The organism is Rhodococcus sp. RD6.2 (assembly GCF_001040705.1).
Lineage (GTDB): Bacteria > Actinomycetota > Actinomycetes > Mycobacteriales > Mycobacteriaceae > Rhodococcus_G.
Genome location: NZ_CVQP01000008.1, coordinates 43,458 through 65,931 on the forward strand (window position 1 = coordinate 43,458; position 22,474 = coordinate 65,931).

The 22,474-nt window shown below is 68.9% G+C and carries 17 protein-coding genes and 1 pseudogene; 8 read left to right on the top strand and 10 right to left on the bottom strand.

What is annotated here, in order from left to right; genetic code table 11:
• Positions 1-4 precede the first annotated feature (4 nt).
• Positions 5-1,513, bottom strand: coding sequence for a carboxylesterase/lipase family protein (locus tag RHCRD62_RS16955; RefSeq protein ID WP_050065933.1), 1,509 nt, complete (start codon positions 1,511-1,513; stop codon positions 5-7).
• Positions 1,510-2,166, bottom strand: a complete 657-nt coding sequence (locus tag RHCRD62_RS16960; protein ID WP_050066236.1) for a TetR/AcrR family transcriptional regulator — start codon at positions 2,164-2,166, stop codon at positions 1,510-1,512. The genes RHCRD62_RS16955 and RHCRD62_RS16960 overlap by 4 nt, the downstream gene beginning before the upstream one ends.
• 128 nt (positions 2,167-2,294) lie before the next feature.
• Here RHCRD62_RS16960 and RHCRD62_RS16965 point away from each other — a divergent pair.
• The 4 genes and pseudogenes from RHCRD62_RS16965 (at position 2,295) to RHCRD62_RS16980 (ending at position 8,181) form a co-directional block, all read left to right on the top strand.
• Positions 2,295-3,468 (top strand): annotated as a pseudogene (locus RHCRD62_RS16965) (AMP-binding protein).
• Positions 3,469-3,810: 342 nt separating this feature from the next.
• Positions 3,811-4,293, top strand: a complete 483-nt coding sequence (locus RHCRD62_RS16970) for a type III secretion system chaperone family protein (protein WP_050065935.1) — start codon at positions 3,811-3,813, stop codon at positions 4,291-4,293.
• A 124-nt stretch (positions 4,294-4,417) separates the two neighbouring features.
• Positions 4,418-6,268: an HSP90 family protein gene (locus RHCRD62_RS16975; protein WP_050065936.1), complete on the top strand. Its 1,851-nt coding sequence runs from the start codon at positions 4,418-4,420 to the stop codon at positions 6,266-6,268.
• Positions 6,265-8,181: a hypothetical protein gene (locus tag RHCRD62_RS16980; protein ID WP_157050970.1), complete on the top strand. Its 1,917-nt coding sequence runs from the start codon at positions 6,265-6,267 to the stop codon at positions 8,179-8,181. Before RHCRD62_RS16975 ends, RHCRD62_RS16980 begins: the two co-directional genes overlap by 4 nt.
• A 111-nt stretch (positions 8,182-8,292) precedes the next feature.
• Here RHCRD62_RS16980 and RHCRD62_RS16985 read toward each other — a convergent pair whose 3' ends face one another.
• Positions 8,293-10,464 (bottom strand): hypothetical protein, encoded by a 2,172-nt coding sequence (locus RHCRD62_RS16985; protein WP_050065938.1) that lies wholly within the window; start codon positions 10,462-10,464, stop codon positions 8,293-8,295.
• A gap of 326 nt (positions 10,465-10,790) precedes the next feature.
• Here RHCRD62_RS16985 and RHCRD62_RS16990 point away from each other — a divergent pair, with 326 nt between their 5' ends.
• On the top strand, positions 10,791-11,648 hold the full coding sequence (locus RHCRD62_RS16990; RefSeq protein ID WP_084734331.1) for an alpha/beta fold hydrolase: 858 nt from the start codon (positions 10,791-10,793) through the stop codon (positions 11,646-11,648).
• A 148-nt stretch (positions 11,649-11,796) separates the two neighbouring features.
• On the opposite strand, the gene RHCRD62_RS16995 is transcribed toward RHCRD62_RS16990, so the two are convergent.
• Positions 11,797-13,428: an ABC-F family ATP-binding cassette domain-containing protein gene (locus RHCRD62_RS16995; RefSeq protein ID WP_050065940.1), complete on the bottom strand. Its 1,632-nt coding sequence runs from the start codon at positions 13,426-13,428 to the stop codon at positions 11,797-11,799.
• Between the two features lie 6 nt (positions 13,429-13,434).
• Positions 13,435-13,812 carry a DUF1622 domain-containing protein gene (locus RHCRD62_RS17000; RefSeq protein WP_050065941.1) on the bottom strand — a complete coding sequence of 126 codons (378 nt, stop codon included), beginning with the start codon at positions 13,810-13,812 and terminating at the stop codon, positions 13,435-13,437.
• A 68-nt stretch (positions 13,813-13,880) separates the two neighbouring features.
• On the opposite strand from RHCRD62_RS17000, the gene RHCRD62_RS17005 reads away from it, so the two are divergent.
• Together RHCRD62_RS17005 and RHCRD62_RS17010 are read left to right on the top strand one after the other, a co-directional pair.
• Positions 13,881-15,008, top strand: a complete 1,128-nt coding sequence (locus tag RHCRD62_RS17005) for a lycopene cyclase family protein (RefSeq protein WP_084734358.1) — start codon at positions 13,881-13,883, stop codon at positions 15,006-15,008.
• Between the two features lie 21 nt (positions 15,009-15,029).
• Positions 15,030-16,073: a TIGR03617 family F420-dependent LLM class oxidoreductase gene (locus RHCRD62_RS17010; protein ID WP_050065942.1), complete on the top strand. Its 1,044-nt coding sequence runs from the start codon at positions 15,030-15,032 to the stop codon at positions 16,071-16,073.
• On the opposite strand, the gene RHCRD62_RS17015 is transcribed toward RHCRD62_RS17010, so the two are convergent.
• The 3 genes from RHCRD62_RS17015 to ligD all read right to left on the bottom strand — a co-directional run bounded on the left by RHCRD62_RS17015 (position 16,036) and on the right by ligD (position 20,011).
• A complete protein-coding gene (locus RHCRD62_RS17015) occupies positions 16,036-16,845 on the bottom strand; it encodes a metal-dependent hydrolase (RefSeq protein ID WP_050065943.1) in 810 nt (269 codons plus the stop codon). The two genes, RHCRD62_RS17010 and RHCRD62_RS17015, sit on opposite strands and share 38 nt — an antisense overlap.
• Positions 16,846-16,983: 138 nt before the next feature.
• Positions 16,984-17,964 carry an alkaline phosphatase family protein gene (locus RHCRD62_RS17020; RefSeq protein WP_253277360.1) on the bottom strand — a complete coding sequence of 327 codons (981 nt, stop codon included), beginning with the start codon at positions 17,962-17,964 and terminating at the stop codon, positions 16,984-16,986.
• Between the two features lie 142 nt (positions 17,965-18,106).
• Positions 18,107-20,011 (bottom strand): non-homologous end-joining DNA ligase, encoded by a 1,905-nt coding sequence (gene ligD, locus RHCRD62_RS17025; protein WP_084734359.1) that lies wholly within the window; start codon positions 20,009-20,011, stop codon positions 18,107-18,109.
• A gap of 64 nt (positions 20,012-20,075) precedes the next feature.
• On the opposite strand from ligD, the gene RHCRD62_RS17030 reads away from it, so the two are divergent.
• Positions 20,076-20,870, top strand: coding sequence for a non-homologous end joining protein Ku (locus RHCRD62_RS17030; protein WP_157050971.1), 795 nt, complete (start codon positions 20,076-20,078; stop codon positions 20,868-20,870).
• A gap of 10 nt (positions 20,871-20,880) precedes the next feature.
• On the opposite strand, the gene RHCRD62_RS17035 is transcribed toward RHCRD62_RS17030, so the two are convergent.
• Together RHCRD62_RS17035 and RHCRD62_RS17040 are read right to left on the bottom strand one after the other, a co-directional pair.
• Complete coding sequence (locus RHCRD62_RS17035) at positions 20,881-21,342, bottom strand: DUF4334 domain-containing protein (protein WP_050065947.1); 462 nt, start codon at positions 21,340-21,342, stop codon at positions 20,881-20,883.
• A complete protein-coding gene (locus tag RHCRD62_RS17040; protein WP_050065948.1) occupies positions 21,339-22,460 on the bottom strand; it encodes an NAD(P)-dependent alcohol dehydrogenase in 1,122 nt (373 codons plus the stop codon). The genes RHCRD62_RS17035 and RHCRD62_RS17040 overlap by 4 nt, the downstream gene beginning before the upstream one ends.
• Positions 22,461-22,474 lie beyond the last annotated feature (14 nt).

Genomic DNA, 22,474 nt, shown 5'->3' on the forward strand with positions numbered 1-22,474 from the left:
GTTGTCACCGGATGCCGTTCCACAATTGCCTTTGCCGGGCATGCGGATCCGTCTGCACGGCGGAGATGCTGTCGAAGCACATCGTCGCTCGGTCCCGAACCGTGTATGGCGCCCAGCCGGGATCGCCGTGTGTCGCGAATGAGATCCACGCGGCGTGCATGGTGTCGGCCAAGTCCTGCGGCGGCCGCACTCCCACGACGTTCTCGAACCCCCCGAGGCGGAGGTTGTCGAAGACGAACGGGATCTCGGCGGTATGGCAGGCACCCAGTCGGCCATCGAACGTCGGTGGTTGCCAGCCGAATTCGTAGGCGTAGGTGCGTCCCCGGCCGTCGCTGGAATGCGCCTCGGCCAACCGGATGGCGGGTATCCGGTAGAACCAGTCGGTGCCGACGGCCGCGAGTAGGTCTCCGGGACCGGCAGTCGGATCGGCCTCCCGGTAGACCGCCAGCGCGACATCGGGGTCGAGCCCGTACGCGGCGACCGCACCCTGCGACAGCTCGGCTGAGACCGCATCGATCGCGCCGACGGGAACCAGGAAGTAGCGGAATTCCTCGGTGTTGCATCCGATCAGCACGTCGACGTCGCCGCCCGCACCGTTCGCTATCGCCTCGGGCGGCGCGATCGGGAGCACGTCGCCGTCCACCACGGGCTCGAACGGCATGAGGTTGCGTGTCACCTCACCCCACCGATGCGGATTCGGGTCGGCTGACACCGCGGCACGCAACTGTTGCTGGGCGGCCAGTACCCGGTCCATCGGAACGGCGGTGAGGGCTTCCAGGGTTGGCGGAATCCCCAGCAGGGAAGCCAGTTCTTCCGCGATCCGCTCGGCTGTCTCGGGCCGTATCGTGTGGTGGGCCGCGCCGCTCTGCAGGATTGCGCGCTGGAACAGTCCTTCGGCTTGTGGGGAGGCGAGCAGCGCTCCGATGCTCATTGCGCCGGCGGACTCACCGAATATCGTTACGGCAGAGGGGTCGCCGCCGAAGGATGCGATGTTGTCGCGAATCCAGTGCAACGCAGCGATTTGGTCGCGCAGGCCGAGGTTCGTGGCCTGACCGTGGAGATGTCCGAACCCGTCGACACCGAGCCGGTAGTTGATGGTCACCAGCACGACGCCGTCGCGGGCGAATGCGGTGCCATCGTAGGGGTTGGCCGAACCGGAGCCGTTGGTGAACGCACCACCGTGGATCCACACCATCACCGGCGCAGTGCCGTTCGGATCCGGTGTCCAGACATTGAGGTTCAGGTAGTCCTCGCCCGGGATGAACACTTCGGGGATCAGTGCAGTGTAGGGAGGTGCATACGGGGAGGCCGGTGCGGTGGGTCCGTACTCGCTCGCGTCTCGCACGCCGTCCCATCGGGGGTGGGGCTGTGGTGGAGCGAATCGGCGCGCACCGACCGGTGCAGCCGCATAGGGAACTCCCTTGAAGGAGACCACACCGGTGGTCGGATCCGTTCGGCCGCGTACTGCTCCGTCGGTGGTGGTGACAACCACACTATGCGCGGCGCGTGTCATCGGAGCGCTCCTTCGTCCGCACCGACGATGCGGAGGGCGTAGCGAACATAGTTGTCGGCCACCTCGTCCGGGGTGAACGGCTCGTCCGGCCCGAACCATTGCGCCACCTGCAGAGCCATCCCGCCGATGGCTATCGCACCCAGCTGGAGGTTCTCGATTCGGAAGACGCCGTCGCTGACACCGCGTTCGAGCGTATCGAGCAGCAGTCGGCTGCACGTCGACCGCAGTTCCAGCGCGGGAGCGGCCAACTCCTCCGGTAGCGCGTGCAGCTCCGAGTTCGTCACCACGGCGAGCAGGGGAAAGTCCGTGTGCAGCAGCACATGCTCGCGAACCAGCGCCGACAGCTGGGCCACCGCTGCGGGCTCGGCGGACGCCAGCGCGTTCGTCAGTCGTGCATGGAGTTCGCGGTGTCCGATTAGTACCAGCTCGGCCAGAATCTGGTCCTTGGACCGGTAATGTGCATAGAGGCTCGCCGAGGTGATCCCGACCTCGCCGGCGATCCTGCGGATGGATACCGCGCTGTACCCGGATTCGGCGAAGAGCGCGAGTGAGGCTCGGAGTATCGCCCCGCGCGTTCCGGCAGGCGCCACGTCCTCCGGTAGTTCCACGGGCACTGCGGCCACCCGCCGCGGTTTCCACACAGGCACATCCACGCGAGACTCCTCCGTCATGCTCCGATTCTGGCTTCCTACCGATCGATCGGTTGACATCGTACGCGAGATGGCTCGATAGTTGGGCACTTCACAGTGACAACCGATCGATCGGTAGGGAAGTCGACGTGATGAATCTGGCAACCACTCTGACGACGTCCGCCCAGCGGCACCCCTCCCGGATCGCGGTGATCTGCGCCGAGGAGCAACTCACCTACGCCGAACTGGAGGCGGCCAGTGCAACCCTGGCGCTCGAACTGCACGAGCGCGGGGTTCGGTCCGGCAATCGCGTCGCAATGATGGTGCCGAACGTCCCGATGTTCGCGATCGCCTACTATGTGATCCTGCGATCCGGCGCGATCGTGGTGCCCATGAATCCGCTCCTCAAGCCCCGCGAAGTAGCGCACCAACTCGCCGACAGCACGGCAGCGATGTTGCTCGCCTGGCACGAGGCCGCAGAAGCGATTCCCGGCGCGGCGGTCGCCGGCGTCGAATGCCTGACGGTGCATCCGGATTCACTCGTGAACCGGGTAGCGGTACTGCACGGCGAGGGTGGCGTTGCGCATCGAGAGCCCTCGGACACCGCGGTCGTCCTCTACACCTCGGGCACCACCGGCAAGCCGAAAGGCGCTGAGCTCACTCATCACAACCTCATGCGTAATCAAGAGGTCACCAGCACCAATCTGCTGAAGCTCACCGAGGACGACGTCGTGTTCGGAGGCCTGCCGCTGTTTCACGCGTTCGGGCAGACCGTAACCCTCACCTCGGCCATCGCCCACGGCGCATGCCTCACGCTGTTGCCCCGCTTCGACGCCGCAGATGCGCTGCAGGTGCTGACTCGTGACGGCGTCACGGTATTCGTGGCCGTGCCGACGATGTACGCCGCGCTGCTCGCGCACCCCGGCCATGCCGACCATGACCTGAGCGCGCTGCGGGTGTGTGTCCGGCGGCGCGGCGTTGCCGGTGGAGACGCTGCATGCCTTCGAGAGACATTTCGACACAACGATTCTCGAGGGATGGGGGCTGTCCGAGACCTCGCCGGTGGCGTACTTCAACCATCCGGACGCGATGCGCAAGGCCGGCAGTATCGGCACGCCGATCGGCGGCATCAGAATGTGCGTGCTCGGCGAGGACGGGCGGGAAGTCGCCGGTGGGGAGGTCGGCGAACTCGCGGTGCACGGCCACAATGTCATGAAGGGCTACTGGCGTCAGCCCGCCGCCACCGCAGCGGTGCTCTCGGACGGCTGGTTCCGGACCGGCGACCTGTCGCGCCCTACAAGTACCCGCGGCACATCTGGCTGGTGAACGACCTGCCCAAGGGTTCCATCGGGAAGATCCTCAAGCGCGCGATCGCCGTACCCGACGGCGTCATCGCTGCTGTCTCGGTATGAGGACAGCCACGCCCGCATGCGGCCGAAACCACCGCGTCGGGGGTGAACTGCGAGTCGGTCGGTCGGGCGGCGATCGGGTCCTCGTCGCACCGCGCACCGGGTCAACGTCGTTGCGGGAGACGGACGGCCGGGGCCTGGGCGTCGTCTGAGGGGGAGGGAGGCCCGCGGCTGCATGAGGCCGGATGCGAAATGTGTCGGTGGCCCCCGCTACAACTGATGGTGCGATTCACACTCACACCGATCAGAAGGGCGCACGATGGGGTTTTTCACGAAGGACGCGGTACCAGGTCTCGGGAGCGCCCTCGCCCCACTGTCTCAGGACCGGATCAAGGCAGCGCTGGAGCGGTCCGATTGGACGTACAGCGTCGATCCCGACGGTGACATCTTCGGCTCCTGGGAGTATGGATCGTTCTTCTTCTTCGTCAACGGCGCCAGCGGAGAACTGTTGTGTGTGCGCGGATTCTGGCGCGGCAAGCTCGAGGAATCCGACTACGTGAAGGCTCTCGAGGTCTGCAACGAGTGGAACTCCGAGAAGATCTGGCCGAAGACCTATCTCGAGCGTGACAGCGAGGGTCGGATCCGTGTCAACGCCGAACTCAACGTCGACTACGAGCACGGTTTGACCGACGACCAGCTCCGGCAGCACCTCTTGTGCGCCATCAACACCAGCATGACGTTCTTCGAGCATGTGAACGAGACGTTCCCCGAGGTGTGGGCGCAGTTCGAGTCCGAGGAGTAGCGGCCTGAGCCGATCCGGGATCGGCGCGAACCACCACCGTGCCGTGGGCACACCCGTGCCCAGTTCTCCTCGGCTACAACATGAGTACTGCTCGTATCTACCATCTCGACATCTCAGGAGCCTCGTGTCCGATCGATTCCAAGTCGACCTCGCCGGCATGGTCGACCTGCTCTCCCGGCATCTCTACTCCGGCCCGCAGGTGTTCCTGCGCGAGCTCGTCCAGAATGCGGCCGACGCCGTGACCGCCCGGCGCGAACTCGACCCCTCCGCGGAGGCGACGATCCGGCTGAGCACGGGCACCGACCCGAGCGGGCGGTCGACGCTCGAGGTCACGGACACCGGCATCGGCCTCACCGCCGACGAAGCCGCGGAACTGCTCGCAACCATCGGACGGTCCTCCAAGCGGGATCCGATGCTGGGGCTCGGACGAACCGAGTTCATCGGTCAGTTCGGCATCGGCCTGTTGTCGGCGTTCATGGTCGCGGATCACATCGAGGTGCGGTCGCGGAGTGCGCGGCACGTTGGATCGGCGATCCGTTGGATCGGATGCGCGGACGGCACGTTCGAGGTGAGCGAGGACGCCGATCCGGATGCACCGGTGGGCACGTCGGTGCGGCTGACCGCTCGCCGGGACGCCGAGCACTGGCTCGCGAACGACACCGTGCTCTCGCTCGCCGAGGAGTACGGTTCGCTGCTCCCCCCCGACCTCGCCGTGCGAGTGCCCGTCGCCGGCTCGTCGCCGATGTGGCGGCGCATCACCCAGCCCGAACTGCCGTGGCGGGTCGCGCATCCGACCCGCACCGCACGGGAGCGAGCGCTCGCGGAGTACTGCGAGCGGACGTTCGGGTTCACACCGCTCACGCACATCGATCTCGACCTCCCGGTGGCCGGGGTGTCCGGCGTCGCGTTCGTACTGCCGCAAGCGGTGTCACCCGGTTCCGGCCAGCACCGCGTCTACACCAAGCGGATGCTGCTCGGCCCACGTGTCGACAACGTGCTTCCCGAGTGGGCGTTCTTCACCCGGGCCGTCCTCGACACGAGCACGCTCTCGCCGACGGCGTCACGCGAACAGATCCATGACGACGACGCGCTTCTCGGGGTGCGCGACGCACTCGGTCAGCAGATCACACGGTGGGCCGTCGACACGCTGAGTGAACCGGGCGCACTCGCGCGTTCCGTGCTCGAAACACATCACCTCGCGCTGCGCGCGCTCGCGCTCACCGACACCGATGTGCTCGATCTCGTGGCCCGAGTGCTGCCGTTCGAGACGACGGATCGGCCCTTGACCCTCGCCGAGGCCGCTCGGGACGGCGAGATCGTCTATACGACCACCACGGAGGCCTACCGGAGGGTCGCGGCCGTCGCCCGGGCGCAGGGCCTGATCGTGGTCAACGCGGGCTACGTCTACGACGCCGACATCATGCAGCGCCTCGCCCGGCGTCGTGGCTGGCGAACGCGGGAGTTGCAGAGTTCCGACCTGGTGCAGGTGCTCGGGGTACCGGGTGTCGCCCGCGAGATGGAGCTCGCTTCGGCGGTCGCGCATGCGCGCGACCTGCTCGCTGCCGACGACTGCGACGTGATCGTGCGCACCTTCTCGCCGAACACGGTGCCCGCGATCCTGCTGCGCGACTCGGAGTCCGAGCACCGGCGCGAACGGGAGCGGGAACGCGCGGCGTCACCCGACCTCTGGGGTGGGCTGCTCGACTCTTTCGCCGACGAAAGCCCCTCCCGCACGCGCACCCTCGTCCTCAACGACGACGCGCCCGTTGCCCGGAGCCTCCTGACCGCCCCGCACGGGGAGGTGTTCGCGGCCGGCCTGCGGTCGCTCTACCTCGCCGCGGTCATGCTCGCGGGCGAAGGACTCCGGTCCGCGGAATCTGCCGCGCTCTCCGACGCGCTAGGTGTCCTGCTCGACGCCTCGCTTCGATCTGGCGCGCTCGAATCAGACCCTTCTCGACAGGAAGACACCCCGTGACAACCTCTGCTGCTCTCGAACTCCGTGACATCAGCCGGATGCCCTACGGGGTCGCCCGCATCGCCGCCGCCGAAACCGTGACTCGGCGAATCGAGGCGGAAGGGCCTCGGGAACTGCTCGCGGAAGCACTGCTCGACCTGGTCGAGGCATACACGTACGCCGGAGAGGGCGCGAAGTCGTTCGTCGTGTTCGCCCGGCTGCTGCGGCTCTGGGACGAGAGCCCCGAGCTCTTCGACGGCCAGGACGAGCACAACCTGTTCTGGGAGTTCAAGTGGATTGCCTCGGACCTCCCGCACTTCCCGCAGATCACCGCGGAGCAGGGCGCCGCGTTCCTCGAGGACATGGAGCGTCGGTACCGGATCGTCGGGCACGGTCTGTCCGCGGTGCGCATGAGCCAGTTCCGCTGGTCCTGGCACACCGGCCGTCCGGATGCCGAAGCCGCTCGACTCGCCTGGATCGCCCAGGTGCGCGACGAGTTCGACGACTGCCGTGCGTGCACGATCGGGCAGCAGGTCGCCTTCTTCACCGAGACGGGGCGTCACGAGGAGGCCGTCGAACTCGGTTTGACGCAGGACGACGGCTGCAACCTCGAGCCGACCATCACCCACCACGCCGTCGCGCTCTCGGCGCTGTTGCTCGGCGATCCGGACCTCGCGCTGGACCAGCACCGCCGGGCACTCGCGTCGCTCGACGCGAGCAACCGCGAACTCGCGCCGTCGCGAGGCCAGAACTTCGAACTGCTCGCCCGTGGTGGATATCTCGAACGTGCGTTGCGCGTTCTGCGCAACGACGACGCTTCGCTCCTCGACCAGGCTCCGTCGCCGCTGAAGCGCCTCCATTTCCTCATCGGCGTGCTGGCGGGGCTCTCGGCCAACCTCGACCAGGGCGACACCGCCACCGGTTTGCGTGAACCGGAGCGCGGCACCGTCTCCGCGCTGCACACGTGGGTACGCGCGCAGGCCGATGGACTTGCGGCGCGGTTCGACGCCCGCAACGACAATCGCTACCACGCCGCCCTCGTCGCCCGGGCGCTCGCCGCGACGCGCACGGATCGTCCGCTGGATCTCGAGAGCGGCGCTTCATCCGCCAACTCCGCCGCGCCCTCGGGTGCCGCCTCGACTGCAGTCGTCTCGGGCGCCGGCGCTTCGGGCGACGAACGGTTCGCTCGGGCCGAAGCCTTCGCCGCGCGACGGGACTACCGGTCGGCGCGCGCCGAGTACCTGTCCGCCGCCGCAGAATTCGAAGCGCAAGGCCTCCTCGACCGCGCGGGACTCGCCTTCGCCGAAGCAGCCCAGTGTGCGGCGGAGACCGATGACGACGAGGTCGCGCACGAGACCTTCGGCGCGGCCGTTCCGCGTCTCGTCGCAGGTGGAGCGCCGGAGGCGGTCACCGCGGCCGTCCTCACCGCCTGGGCGCCGCTCGCGGTTCGAATGGATGAGATCGGCGAACTCCTCTCGTCGCTGGCCGAGTTGCTGGCACGGGTCGAGTCTCCACTCGACACCTCCGCCCTCACCGAGGAACTCGCTGAGCGGCGTCGCGCCGAACACGAGCACACCGTCGCGACGGTGCGGGACACGCTCGCGCGGACGCTGGCGGGAGCCCAGACCTGGCAGATCCCAGCCGAACTCGACGCCACCAACCCCGCGGACGAGGCCATGCGGGCGGGCGAGGGGTTCGCCCGCCTCGGCCTCGTCGTCGATGCCGCGCACGCCTTCTGGCTCGCCGGCAGGGTGCAGCGTGCGGCGGGCATGACCGACGCTGCGGTCTGGGCGCTGGAGTCGGCTTTCGAAGGATTCACCGCCGTGGGCAACGCCGACGGCCGCGCCGAGGCCGCTGGAGAACTCATCGAGCTCCTGCGCGCCAGCGGTCTGTCCGACCGAGCCGACCAGGTCACTGCACAACTCACACGGTGACCGACCCGGCAGGTCGAAGCCGTCATGGGCGTTGGCATCATCTGGCGGGGCACTAGGAACCTCAAACGGGACAGCTGAGTTCGCCCTGGTCTGACGTCGGGCAGGAGAACCCTAGGCGGTCTCCAGGGTGCTCAGGATCGGGCGCAGACGCTCTAGGGCGCGTTCGTCCTCGACGGCGATGTCGCCGGTGGAGTCGAAGCGCTCGTCGCGGTCGACGAGGGAGCGGAGCGCCTTCGCGACGGCGCCGCGGACGGGTTGCGCTGCTGCCGTGAGCCGTTCGGTGAGCATGAGCCCATGACCGCGCGCGTGCCGGTCGGCCACGGCACGCGTGACGACCTTCACGATTCGTGCGGGAGGGCCGGGGAGGGGCAGTCCCGCATCGAGGAGAGCGATCGCGGCGGCAGCGCTGGTCTTGGCGGTGGGGCCGTTGTAGTCCCTGCGGTCGGTGACGACGAGGTCGGCGAGCAGGGACTCGAGGTCGGCGCGCGCCTCGGGCGACAGCAACTGCTGCGCGCGCCACTCGAGTGCGAGGTCGATGGCTTTGTCGATCGGGCCACGACCGGCATCGAGGATGCCGCGAAGCACGACCCAGCCGGTGTCGGCCTCGCTCGAGTCGGCGGCAGCGAGGATGCGTAGCGCGGTCAGCTGGTCTTGTCGCTGGTAGTCGGCCGTCGCAGGCTCCGTGCCTGCGAGGCTGCGGCACCAGTCGAGGAAGCATGGGTCGGTGCGGTCGGCCCAGTGCACCAGCACCTCCGACTCCCGGTACTGGAGGTCGGCGTCGAGAACGCGATGGAAGTCACCCGGGTCCCTGGTCAAGCGCGCGAGAGCGAGCAGCACGGTCGCGTCGCCGGTGACGCTCGCCTCGCGGATCCGGTCGATGCTCGCGGTGTCGTCCCACGTCGCGAGTGCAGCGGCGGCGTGCTTCGGCGCGACGGCGAGCAGTTCGCGGACCTCGGGCAGCGCGCCGGCGGCAGCCTCGGCCGGCCAGGAGGCGAGCAACTCTGCGAGGTGCCCGGCGCCGTCCCGGGACGGATCGGCAGGCGGCTCCTGCCGAAGCGCCTGCCGGATACCCGCGACGAGCATGGTGGCGGACGGCGCGCCCACGCGCACGAGCGCGAAACCGAGCGCGGACCGTCCGGACGCGGACGTCGACACCATGAGGCCGCGCGCGGCCGGGTTCGTGAGGAAGGCCTGGGCCATCGGGCGGGCCCACCGTCCGTCTCCCGCACGCAGCAGGGCGAGAGCGGAGTCTGCCCGGGCATCCGTGTCGAACGTGCTCGACCCGACGGCGGATGTGCCACCGGCAGTGACTCTTTCGGCGAGGTCGGCGAGAGAGTCGCAGACCTCGGGTGTCGGTGGGCACTGCCGGAGTGCTGCGATCATCGTCTCCGGCGCGGCCTCCGGCAGCGCGGCAAAGGCGAGCAGGCGGCGGACCGCGGCCGGAGCATTGCGCCTGGAGCCGATGACGACATCGACGAGCCCTGCGATCGTCGCCTCGTCCGGCGTGGGCAGCGCGGCCAGTACGTGAGCCGACGCGTCGGGGTTGACCGCGCTCAACCACTCCGGAAGGTTCGCGACCCCGAACGCGATGCACGGTGCCACCTCGACGGCGAGCTCCCAGCCCGCTACCAGCGCGTCGAGGTCGGTGGTCGTGGCGTCGCCAGCCGCGATCCGGGCAAGCGTTGCCGCCATCACCAGGCCCTGATCCCCGTCGGAGAGGGCCTCCGAAGCATCGGCCCCGAGGGTGGTGAGCGCAGCGACACACGCCTGCTCGACCTGCTCAGCCGGGCGGGCGTTCGCCCGTGCCCCGAGGGTGTCGAGGGCTGCGGAATCGGCCGTGCCCGTGGTGGCCTGGAGCAGTGCTGCTGCCACGGCTTCCGGGCCGGCGTCGGAGATCAGTGGTCGTACGAGGGCGGCGATCCGGGTCAGCGACTCTCGGGCCGACCGGACGATCGTGGCCGTGTCGGCGTCGTCCACCTCAACCTGCTCGTAGTCGCGCACCGCGTCGGCGAACATCAGCAGCAACCACGCGGTGTTCTCCGCGTCCGCGGCCTGCCGTGCGCCGAGGAGGGACGCGATGGACACCATCGCCGGTGGGGTCGAGTCGTAGAGCGTTCCCTGATGCAACACCGCCGCCCACAGGTTGTGTAGCGACTCTTCGGCGGTCTCCGCGCCCGTCAGCAACTCGATCCAGCCGGGCACATCACTCGCATCGCCGTATGCATGCTCCAGCGTCGACCAGTCGACCTCGGCGAGGTGGGTTCGCACGTGCATGCCGGTCATGAGTCTCCTTGTCGCGGAACAGCCGGAAGTCGGTCGGGACGTCGCACACCGGTGTCAGAATCTACGGGACCGAACGCCGTGGAGTTCGCCGGGACATTGCCTTCATCGAGGGCGGGACTGCCCGGACTGCTCGACTCGGCCGGCTCCGGTCGAGGACGGCTTTCGGGATGCGTGAGTCAGGGTTCGCCTTGCGGGACGTGAGTGTCGTCGATGTGTTCCGTCAGACCTGACCGATGATTCCAGGCTTCGTGACGGGTCCATCTGTGCAAGAGCGGCCTTGCGGGTAGGGCGCCGGTCGGTACGGACAATGACGGAGGGAAACCCTGATGGCAGACGGGATGAGCACGATCGACGTCAACGGCGTCGCACTGGGGGTGGAGCACTTCGGGGACGCGACGGCGCCGCTGATCCTCCTCGTGGGCGGAACCACCATGCTCTCGTGGCCCACCGCCTTGTGCGCGGCCCTCGCCCGCGGCGGGCACCATGTCGTGCGGTACGACCTCCGCGATTCGGGGCCCTCGACCACACTCGATCCCGAGTCGCCTGCCTACACGCTGCGCGATCTGGCATCGGATGCCGCGGCGCTCGCCCGCGAACTCGATTCCAGGCCGGCGCACCTGGCGGGCATCGGTGTCGGTGGAATGGTCGCCCAGGTCGCCGCGCTCGATCATGCGCACGCTTTCAGTGCACTCACGCTCGTCGGGACGAGGCCTGTCGCTCCGGGTCCAGTCGACGACGATCTGCCTGACCATGACGGAGCGACCATGGCCCGGCTGTTCTCGCTTCCGAGGCCGGACTGGTCCGATCGCGCCGCCGTGGCGGAGTTCGCCGCCGCAGGCGCCGAGATCCGTGGTGATGACCCCTCCGCCGCGCGAGTCACCGCCGAACGCATCTGGGACCGAACGCCGGGCACCGGGTCCGCGATCCAGACGGCCAACCAGCTGCGAATGGTGTTCTCCCGACTCGACTGCACGCCGCGCTGGCGCGAACGTCTGCCCGAACTCACGATCCCGGCACTGGTGGTGCACGGCAGGCGCGACCCGTTCTTTCCCGTCGGCAACGGCGAAGCGTGCGCGCGGGAGATCCCCGAGGCCCGGCTACTCGTCATCGAGGATGCAGCGACCGCGATCCCCGACGCGGCCACCGGTGAGGTGGCGGCGGCGATGCTGTCGCTGGGACGGTAGCCGCGTGTCGGTTGGAGTCCCGCGCCGGAGTCCCGTCGCGGTGCCGCCCGCGCGGGGTTCGTCACTGTCAGTGAAAGATGTTGTGAGTGAACACTTGTGCCGGCTGGGGAGTGCGGTGACGAACCGGCGCGGGACGTCAGCCGCGGAGTCACGCCAACTGAATGAGCTCCACGTACTCCTGGGACCAGTGGTCCTCGGTGCCGTCCGGTAGCAGGATCACCCGCTCCGGGTTGAGGGCCTCAGCGGCGCCGGGGTCGTGGGTGACCAGCACGACCGCGCCGGCGTAGCTGCGCAGCGCCTCGAGCACCTGTTCGCGGGAGATCGGATCGAGGTTGTTGGTCGGCTCGTCGAGCAGCAGCACGTTCGCCGCCGAGGACACCAGACCGGCCAGCGCCAACCGGGTCTTCTCGCCGCCGGAGAGGGTGCCCGCCGGCTGGTCGAGCTGAGGGCCGGAGAACATGAACGCACCGAGCAGACCCCGCAGGTCCTGCTCCCCCGCGTCCGGCGCGGCGTGCCGGATGTTCTCCCACACGCTGGCCTCGTCGTCGAGGGTGTCGTGTTCCTGCGCGAAGTACCCGGTCTTGAGGCCNTGGCCGGGAACCAGCTCCCCGAGATCCGGCTTCTCNGCTCCCGCAAGCAATCTCAGCAGCGTCGTCTTGCCCGCACCGTTGAGCCCGAGGATGACGACCCGGCTGCCGCGGTCGATCGCGAGGTCGACGCCGNTGAAGATCTCCAGNGANCCGTACACCTTCGTCAGGCCCTTGGCCATGAGCGGCGTCTTGCCGCACGGAGCAGGCTCCGGGAACCGGATGTGGGCGACCTTGTCGGCGACGCGGACGTCGTCGAGTTCGGCGATCAGCTTGTCGGCNCGCTTGGCCATGTTCTGCGCGGCCGTCGCCTTCGTCGCCTTCGCTCCGAGCTTCGCGGCCTGCTGGCGCAGCGCGGATGCCTTCTTCTCCGCGTTCGCACGCTCACGGCGGCGCCGCTGCTCGTCNGTGGCGCGGGCATCGAGGTACTTCTTCCAGCCCATGTTGTAGATGTCCGCTTCGCCGCGCACCGCGTCGAGGAACCACACCTTGTTCACCACGTCGTTGAGCAGGTCNACGTCGTGGCTGATGACGATGAGGCCGCCGTCGTGGTTCTGCAGGAACCCGCGCAGCCATGTGATGGAGTCGGCGTCGAGGTGGTTGGTCGGCTCGTCGAGCAGCAGCGTCGTGGTGGACTTGCCACCCGACGAGTCGGAGGCCGCGAACAGGATGCGTGCCAGCTCCACACGGCGGCGCTGACCACCGGACAGGGTGCGCAGCGGCTGCGCGAGCACCCGGTCGGGGAGACCGAGGCTGCTGCAGATCCGCGCCGCTTCCGATTCCGCCTCGTAGCCACCGAGCGAGCCGAAGCGGTCTTCCAGGGATCCGTACTTGCGGACGGCCTTGTCGCGCGTGGCGTCGTCGACGGCCTCGGCCATGATCGTCTGCTGCTTCTCCATGCTGCGGATGATCTCGTCGAGCCCGCGGGCCGACAGGACACGATCCTTGGCGAGGACGTCGAGGTTGCCTTCCTTCGGATCCTGGGGAAGGTAACCGAGCTCACCGCTGCGGACGACGGTGCCCGCGTAGGGCTCGCCTTCGCCGGCGAGAATCCGGAGGGTCGTCGTCTTGCCGGCACCGTTGCGGCCCACCAGGCCGATGCGGTCGCCGGCCTGCACACGCAGGGCCGATCCGGGCGCCGAGAGGAGGGTTCGCACACCGGCACGAACTTCGAGGTCGGTGGCAGTAATCACGACGGTTCAGCCTACCGGATCGTCGGCACCTTCCCTGCCACGGTCCGCGCGCTCCTGCCACGGCCACCGTCCGCTGATCTCCAACTGGAGCGACCAGCTCAGGAACGTCCGGATCAGCACGATCAACGCCAGGACTCCGACGGACTCGAAAGTGGGTGTGACGGCAACGGTCTTGATGATGTCCGCGGCGACGAGGAACTCCAGCCCCAGGAGGATCGAGCGACCCAGGTTGCGCCGGTACGGGGTGTACACGGAGGCGCCGGGCCGGGACCGGATCGTGGAGAGCGCGATCCAACTCGCGACGGCGGCGCCGACGACGATGACGGCCACACCGACGATGTCGACGGCCGACCCGACGTTCGAGATGACGGATTCGACGTCCATGGCGGCGACCCCCTGCGTCCGATTCGGTTGGGACCAGGGTCGCAGGTTCGCCGCTACCGTGTGTGATCGTGAGCGATGGCGGCGTGGCGGACCTGGTGGTGGTCGGGCTCGGCCCGGCGGGGCGAGCGCTCACGCACCGGGCGCACGCCGCCGGTCTGGCCGTCGTCGCCGTCGACCCGGCGCCCGATCGCGCCTGGACCCCCACGTACGCGATGTGGGCGGACGAGCTTCCCGCCTGGCTCGATCGACGCGTGGTCGCCGCCGACGTCGCGGGGCCCCGCGTCGTGGCCGTTCGCGAACACGTTGTCGACCGCGAGTACGTCGTCCTCGACAACGCCATCTTCCGAGCCGCACTCGACACCGGAAGCGCCCGCGTCGTCACCGGCCGCGCCCTGCACCTCGACGGGTCCGCGGTGACACTGGGCGACGGCACGGTGCTGCGGGCCCGGCACCTTGTCGACGCGCGGGGTCTTCGGGCCGGCGGCGGTGCGGCGGAGCAGACGGCGTACGGGATCGTCGTGCCCGCGGCGGCAGCGGGGCCTGCCCTGGGCGATGCGCCCGCGCTGTTCATGGACTGGCGACGCGACAACGGAACAACCACCGACGATCCGCCGTCGTTCCTGTACGCGGTCCCCGTCGGGAACGGCCGCGTGCTGCTCGAGGAGACGTGTCTGGTCGGCCGTCCCGCGCTCCCCGTGTCCGCGCTGCGCGAGCGATTGCTCACCCGGCTGAGCCACCGCGGCGTCGACGTTCCCGCCGACGCGGAGGTCGAGAAGGTTCGCTTCCCCGTCGAGGCACCTCGACCTGGCGGGGACGCGCTCGCGTTCGGGTCTCGCGGTGCGCTGATGCATCCCGGCACCGGCTACAGCGTCGCGGCGTCGCTCGGCGCTGTCGACGACCTCGTCGGGGCGCTCGTCGCGGGAGACGATCCGGGGAAGGCGTTGTGGCCGCGGCCCGCTCGCACGGTGCGGGCGCTGCGGGAGGTGGGTCTGCGGGCCCTCCTCGCACTGCCGGCCCCGCTCGTCCCCGAGTTCTTCGACGACTTCTTCGCGCTGCCACCGCAGTTGCAGCGGGCCTACCTGTCGCAGCGCATCGAGCCGCGTGCCACCGCGTCGGCGATGTGGACGCTGTTTCGCCACGCGTCGATGCCCGTGCGGCGCACACTGGTCGGCGCCGCGCTGCCGCGTCACCGCTGAGCTCAACGAAGGAGAGCCCTGATGAAGGTCGAGATCCAGCTCGACGCACCACCGGTCGACGCCGCCCGCCGGGCCGTCGAACTCGCCGGAACAGGTGCCGCCGGACTGTTCACCTTCGAGGGACCGCACGACGTGTTCTTCCCCCTCGTCGCGGCGGCAGGCGTCGTCGACGTCGACCTGGCGACGAACGTCGCGATCGCCCTGCCCCGCAGTCCGATGCACCTCGCGAACGCCGCATGGGACCTGCAGTCGATGAGCGGGGGCAGGTTCCGGCTCGGGCTCGGCTCACAGATCCGCCCGCACATCGAGAAGCGGTACTCCTCGACCTGGTCCCGGCCGGCCGCACGCATGCGCGACACCGTGCTCGCCGTCCGGGCGATCCTCGAGGCCTGGCAGAACGGCACCCGACTGGACTACCGCGGCGAGTTCCACACCCACACCCTCATGCCACCGACATTCGTGCCAGGACCGAACCCGCACGGCGTACCCCCGATCCTGCTCGGAGCGCTCGGCCCGGTGATGACGCGGACCGCCGCCGAGGTCGCGGACGGTCTGCTCGTGATGCCGTTCCACAGTGAGCGGCACTTCCACGAGCGCACTCTGCCTGCGGTGGACCTGGGCCTGGCGCGCCGCGAGCGCGACGGCTTCGAGATCGTGCCACAGGTGATCGTGGCGACCGGCCGAACCGACGCGGAGCTGAGCGCCGCAGCCACCGGGGTGCGGGCGCTGCTGGCGTTCTACGGGTCGACGCCCGCCTACCGGCCTGTGCTCGAGGTGGAGGGCTGGGCGCACCTGCAGGAGCAACTCAACACCCTGTCCAAGCGTGGCGCGATCGCCGAGATGATCGCCCTGATCGACGACACGATGCTCGAGACGCTGGCCGTGCGGGGCACGCCGGAGGAGTGCGCCGCCGAGATCGTCCGCCGTTTCGGCGACCACGCCGACCGCGTGTGCTGCTACTTCCCCGGATACGACGTCGATCTCACGCACGTGCGAGACCTGGTGGCAGCGCTCTCGACGGACGCTCTCAGCGCAACGCCCCGAACTGCACCAGTGCATCGTTGACGGCCTCGGGAACTCCGTCGAGCGCCCAGAGCGCGAGTCCGCCCGCGATCAGCGTCAGCACCGGCCCGAGGAAAGCGCGTTCGAACGTTCCTCCGGCCCGGATCGACAGCCACGACGGCAGCTGAAACTCCCACCATCGCCTCCCCCGCCACGGCAGCAGCGGAGCCAGGAACGGGACACCTTCCTTGGTGATGGCGTCCCCGAGGCAGTGCACGGCGCACCCCAGACCGACCGCGACTCCGAGTGCCCGCGAACCGATCTCGTCGGGGTACCAGGTCCAGGTCAAGGCAGCCAGCACGCCCGCGACGAGGGTGACGGCGATCCAGCCGCTGCGTTTCGCCCAGCCTCCCGCCAGACCCCGTAGTGCCAGTCCGAGTGTGAGGAACAGCGTGCCGATGACCGCGGGACGCCCGAACGCCACGACCAGCGCCGACACACCGAAACTGATCGCGATCGCGAACAGTGCGGTGTGGGTGAGGGTTCGGTGCCCACCGGTGCGTTTCGGATCGCGTCGACCGCGGGTCAGGCGGTAGTACCAGAGGGACACCTCGTCGACGACCTTCGCGAGGGCCCAGCTCACGGGCCCGAAGGACCGAGCCACGGTCGATTGACCGGTGTCGAGGTCGGGGAGCAACGCGGCGCCCGCGCACACACCGGCGAAGGTGAACACTTCCGCCGTCGACGTCGGGCCGCCCCACTCCGGCGGTAGTACCTGGGCGGCGAGCAGTCCGGCGACCGCACCGGAGACAGCATGGGTCGGACCCATAACCATGAAGCGAAAACCTCTCGGACAGAACGACAAGTGCGCTGCCCGAACCGAGCCGCCCACGACGGCCCGAAATCTACCAACCACCCCCGACAGAACCGTGCTCCTGCGGGCACCGGCACCGGTGCCCGCAGGAGAGGCAGGTCAGGACCCGAAGGACGGGAACCCGGAGGGCTGCGTCGGCGCGGTCTTCGCCAACGGCACGCCGTCGAGGTTCTCGGGCAGTGCGATCCCGAGGTTGTCGAGGACGGTCGGGGTGATGTCGGCGATGGTGTAGCTGTTGTCGGTGGTTCCGCCCGCGTATCCCGCTCCGCGCGCGATCACGAAGGTGGTGGTCTCCGCAACGGACTGTCCACCGTGCCCGCCACTCGGCTTGTGGCCGTGATCGGAAGTGACGAGGATCGTCCACGACTCCCCGGAATCCTTGGCGCGCTTGTCCACTGCGTCGACGATCCGCCCGACCTCGGCGTCCACTCGGGCGATCGACTCCGCGTACGCCGCCGCTGTGGTGCCGCCGGAGTGGCCGGCGCCGTCGACCTGATCGAGTTGCGTGAAGATGAAATCAGGTCCCGCGGAGACGATCTGGTCGGCGACCGCGGTCGCGGTTGCGGTGTCCGTGGCGGCAAGTCCTCCTGCCCCCGCGGTGGTGGTCACCACGTCGGCCGTGGGAGTGCCACTCCCCGCGATGGTGGCGATACCGTTCCAGGTGGAGATCGACTGTGTGCCGAGAGCGGGGTTCGCTGCTTCGATTCGCGTGAACGCGGTCGGGTACTCGTCGTAGTTCGCACCGTTGAACGAATTGTCCTGGACACCGTGCTTGTCGTTCCAGACGCCGGTCAGGATGGTCGACCAGGAAGGCCCGGAGATGGTCGGGTGCCCGGCGATCGAGGACTGGCCGCTGACGCCCTCGGCGATCAACTGGTGCAGGCGCGGCGCGTCAGCGGACTTGACGAAGTCGAGCATGGTGCCATCCAGACCGATGACGACGGTCTTGGTCGGGCCCGCCGCGGTGGAGGAACCGAGATCGAGTGCCGAGGCCGAGGCCGCGCCGGAGACGAGGGCGCAGGCCGCGACTGCAGCGGCAAGTGTGGTCGAAGTGGCTGTGATTCGCTTGTGGTTGGTCACGCCCACGATCGTGCAGTAGGTCTAGACCAAACGCCTGCCGAGAGGCGCCCCCGGACTCACCGTTCACCCTCCCTTCGCCGAACAGACTCTGCCACTGCCCCATTCGTCACCGAGCCGACGCCCACCGTTCGTCGAGATCCCCTCAGCAGCCCCCACCCTCGACGCCCTCGACATCCGCAGCGGACTTGTCCGGCCGCAGGCCCCGCCACACGGGGTGCCGCAGCCTGCCGTCGTCCGTCAACTCCGAGTAACGCACTTCCGCAACCGTTTCCGGGCGCACCCAGCGCGCCGACCGAGCATCGACGGCGGGCACGGTGTCCCCGAAAGGCGAGTCGCCCGACGCTGTCTCCGCCACGAGGTCGCGCAGGCGTCCGAGCGTTGCGTCCGACATGCCGCTGCCGACCCGGCCGAGGTAGCGAAGCCGTCCCGGGCCCGCGGGCAGACCCACCAGAACCGAGCCGACGCCTTTCGCTCGGCCGCCTTCCCCCGGCAGCCAGCCCCCGATCACCACCTCACACGTCCGGAAGTGCTTGAGCTTGAGCCACACCGACGAGCGACCCGACCGGTAGCCACTGTCCCATCGCTTCGCGACCAGGCCTTCCATGTGCGCCGCCCGACTGCTGTCGAGGGCCTCGTCCAGGTCGGGAGGCGCCAGGTCCGGCACGCGCCAGGAGTCGCCCTCCGGAATCCTGATCGCCTCGAGCACCCGGCGGCGATCCCGCAGCGGCTTGTCCCGCACGGACACACCGTCCAGCTCCAGGACGTCGAAGAGCAGCAGCGCCACCGGATTCGATTCCCGTTCCCGCGCCGACGGCGGACGCGACCGGCCCATCCGCTGCTGGAGCCGCCCGAAGCTCGGTGCACCGTCGTCGCCGAATGCGACGATCTCGCCGTCCAGCACCCCGGAGTGGCCCGTGAGCCCGGCGGGCAGATGCAGCAACTCGGGATAGCCGACGCCGATGTCCAGGCCGTTCCGGCTGGTCAGACGCACCGGGTGATCCTCGCCGCCGAACGACACGAGTGCCCGGATTCCGTCGTACTTGTACTCCAGCGCCCAGGTGTCGGGATCGGCGCGCGACGCGAACTCCGACGCCGTGGCCGCGGTGGCCAGCATCGGCGCCTCCACCCGGTTCCGGCCGCCGACCACTCCGGCACCCGCGATCGCCTGCCTCGCCTCGTGTGGCCGCGGGACGGTCGCGGGTGCGACACCACCGCGCAGCCGCTCGACGACCTCGTGGAAGTCGAGTTGGCGCAGATCCGGTGCCGTGAGCTCCGCCCAGGTACGGGGCGCAGCCACAGTCGGCTGCGCGGTGCCGCGCAGGGAGTACGGCGAGATGGTGGTCTTGGTGGCCGAGTTCTGGCTCCAGTCGACGAACACCTTCCCCGCGCGCACCGCCTTGGACATCGTCGACGTCACCTGCTCCGGGGTCTGCCGTTCGAGTTCGACGGCGATCTCCTTCGCAACCTCGGAGCAGCGCCGTGACGTCCACCCGTCGCCCACGCCCGCGTACAGGTGAATCCCCTTGCTGCCGCTGGTCACCGGCAGCGCGTCGAGACCGCGGGCCTGCAGTCGCTCACGCACCCGCAACGCCACCTGCGCGCACTCGTCGAGCGTCACGCCCGGCCCCGGGTCGAGGTCGATCACGAGCCGGTCGGGGGCTCCGGGCGATCCGTCGGGCGCGAACCGCCATTGCGGGACATGGAACTCGAGTGCTCCGGACTGTGCGAAGTAGACGAGGTCCGCGAGCTCGTCCACCTCGGGGTACACGACGGTCCGCGACCCCTGCGTGAGCGTGTGCCGAGGTATCCAGTCGGGGGTCGCGGCCTCGACGTTCTTCTGGAAGAAGGGGTCGGCGGCGGTTCCGTCCGGCCACCGCTTCCGGGTCAGTGGACGCCCCGTCAGCAACGGCACCAGCGCGGGTCCGACCTCGGTGAAGTACTGCAGGACCTCGGCCTTCGTCGTGCCCGAGTCCGGGTACAGCACCTTGTCGAGGTTCGTCAGGGTCAGGCGTCGATTTCCGACCCGGACCGCAGTGTTGTGCGCCATCAGCACCCGCCCACCGATTCGGCCTCACCTGGCCTGATCACACAGTATGGACCATCATGGGGTGATGCGGTCGATATGGAAAGGCTCCATCGCGTTCGGTCTGGTGAACGTCCCGGTGAAGGTCTATTCCGCCACCGAGGACCACGACATCAGATTCCACCAGGTCCACGGCAAGGACGGCGGACGCATCAAGTACAACCGCGTGTGCAGCGAATGCGGTCAGGTCGTGCAGTACGCGGACATCGACCGGGCCTACATCTCCGACGACGGCGCCCAGGTGGTCCTCACCGACGAGGACTTCGAGAAGCTCCCCGCGGCGGAGAAGCACGAGATCCCGGTCCTGCAGTTCGTCCCGTCCGATCAGATCGACCCGATCCTGTTCGAGAAGAGCTACTTCCTCGAGCCGGACTCCGCCTCCCCCAAGGCGTACCAACTCCTCGCGTCGACGCTGACCGACAGCGAACGCACGGCGCTCGTGCACTTCACGCTCCGCCAGCGCACCCGACTCGCGGCGCTGCGGGTACGTGACGGCGTGCTGGTGGTGCAGACCCTGCTGTGGCCGGACGAGGTCCGCGCCGCCGAATTCGGGTCCCTCGACGAGGCATCGTCGCCGTCGGAGAAGGAACTCGCGATGGCGACGATGCTCGTCGATTCGATGTCCGAGGACTTCCACCCGGAGTCGTACACCGACGACTACCAGATCCAACTGCAGAAGATCCTCGACGAGACGATCGCGAACGGCGGCGAGAAGGTCAGCCTTCCTGTCGGCGCAGGCCAGGAGGCCGACGCCGAGGTGGTCGACCTCGTCGCCGCACTGCAGCGCAGCGTCGACGAGGCGAAGAAGTCCGCAGCCGGCTGATCCTGCCGGACTATTCGGTGTCGCGGTCGAGCGCGAACCAGTAGTGCTCTCCGTTGTCCAGGACACCCTTGCCGTTCATCACACCGATGAGGGTGTCGGGGCCGACCCGCTTGAAGTGGTCGAACACCGGCATTCCGTCGTAGACCATCGTCGCGGTCACCTCGCCGCGGAACTCGACCATCCAGAGACTGGCGACGCCCTTGCCGCCCTTGACGTCGGAGAACAGCTCTCCGTCCTCGCCGCGGCACACCAGCGGCTGCACGTCGAAGCAGGATCCGAACGTCTTGCCGTACCAGCGGGTCTTCTCGAGCAGCTGTTCTGTGCGGTGTCCGGTGCGAAATCCGCGGCCGCGCCACCGGCCGGAGAGCTCGTCGATGTGCACGACCGGCAGGGCCGCCCACAGCTCGTCCAGTTCTCGCGGGTCGACGCTCTCGGCCGCGAGCAGCTTCTCGACCTGATCGTGGTGGTTCATGCCTGTCCTTCCGAGGATGCGAACGTGAGTACGGGTTTGACCGCCGCACCGGAGCGGGTTGCCTCCAGCGCGGCATGCAGGTCGTCGAAGTCGAATGTGGTGATCAGCTTGTCGAACGGGAACTTCCCGGCCCGCCACAGCGCGATCAGTTCCGGCAGGAACTGCTGAGGGTCCGCGTCACCCTCGATGACACCGGTGACGCTCCGGCCCATCAGGAGCGCCGACTGGTCGAGTGTCACGGGGTTGCGGCCCCCGCGCAGTCCGACGGTCACGCAACTTCCGGGCGATCGCAGCACCGCCACCGCGGTGGCCAGCACCTCGGGCGTGCTGACGGCATCGACGGTGTGGTCGGCGCCGCCGCCGGTCGCCGCACGCAGTTGCTTCGCGAGGTCGGGTTCGGCGCTGTCGAACACCGCGGTCGCACCGAGGGAGAGCGCCAGTTCCCGCCGTGTGGGCAGCGGATCGACGACAACGATCGTCGAGCATTCGGCAACCACCGCGGCCAACACGGCAGCCAGACCGACCGCCCCGCCGCCGAACACGACGATGGACGAGCCCGTGCGAGGACGCAGCACTCGCAGCACCGCACCAGCCCCGGTCTGGATGCCGCAACCGAGCGGGCCCAGGAGTTCGATCGGCAGGTCGCCTGCGACCTGGACGGCGTCGGACGCGGCAACAACGGCGTGCGTCGCGAAGGAGGACTGACCGAACCAGTTGCCTTGCAGTGCAACGGAATCCATCGACAGGGTGGTGCTGCCGTCGGCTCGGCGACCGGAGTAGTTACGGAGCGCGAATCGCGTGCAGTACGCCGGATGCCCATTGGCGCAATTGACGCAGTCGCGGCACGCCGAGTAGCTGAGCAGCACGTGATCCCCGGGGACCAGGGAGTCGACGGCGCCGCCGACCGCCTCCACCACGCCGGCCCCTTCGTGGCCGAGCACCGCGGGGACGGGAACGGGAACGCCCCCGGCCGCGGCCGTGAGATCGGTGTGACAGATGCCGACTCCGGCTATCCGTATGAGCACTTCGTCGTCTCGCAGATCACCCACTTCGACGTCGCGGATCTCCAGTGGCTCACCGTAGGCCCCGAGAACGGCAGCACGGGCAGCTCTTCCCACTACACTCCCAAAAG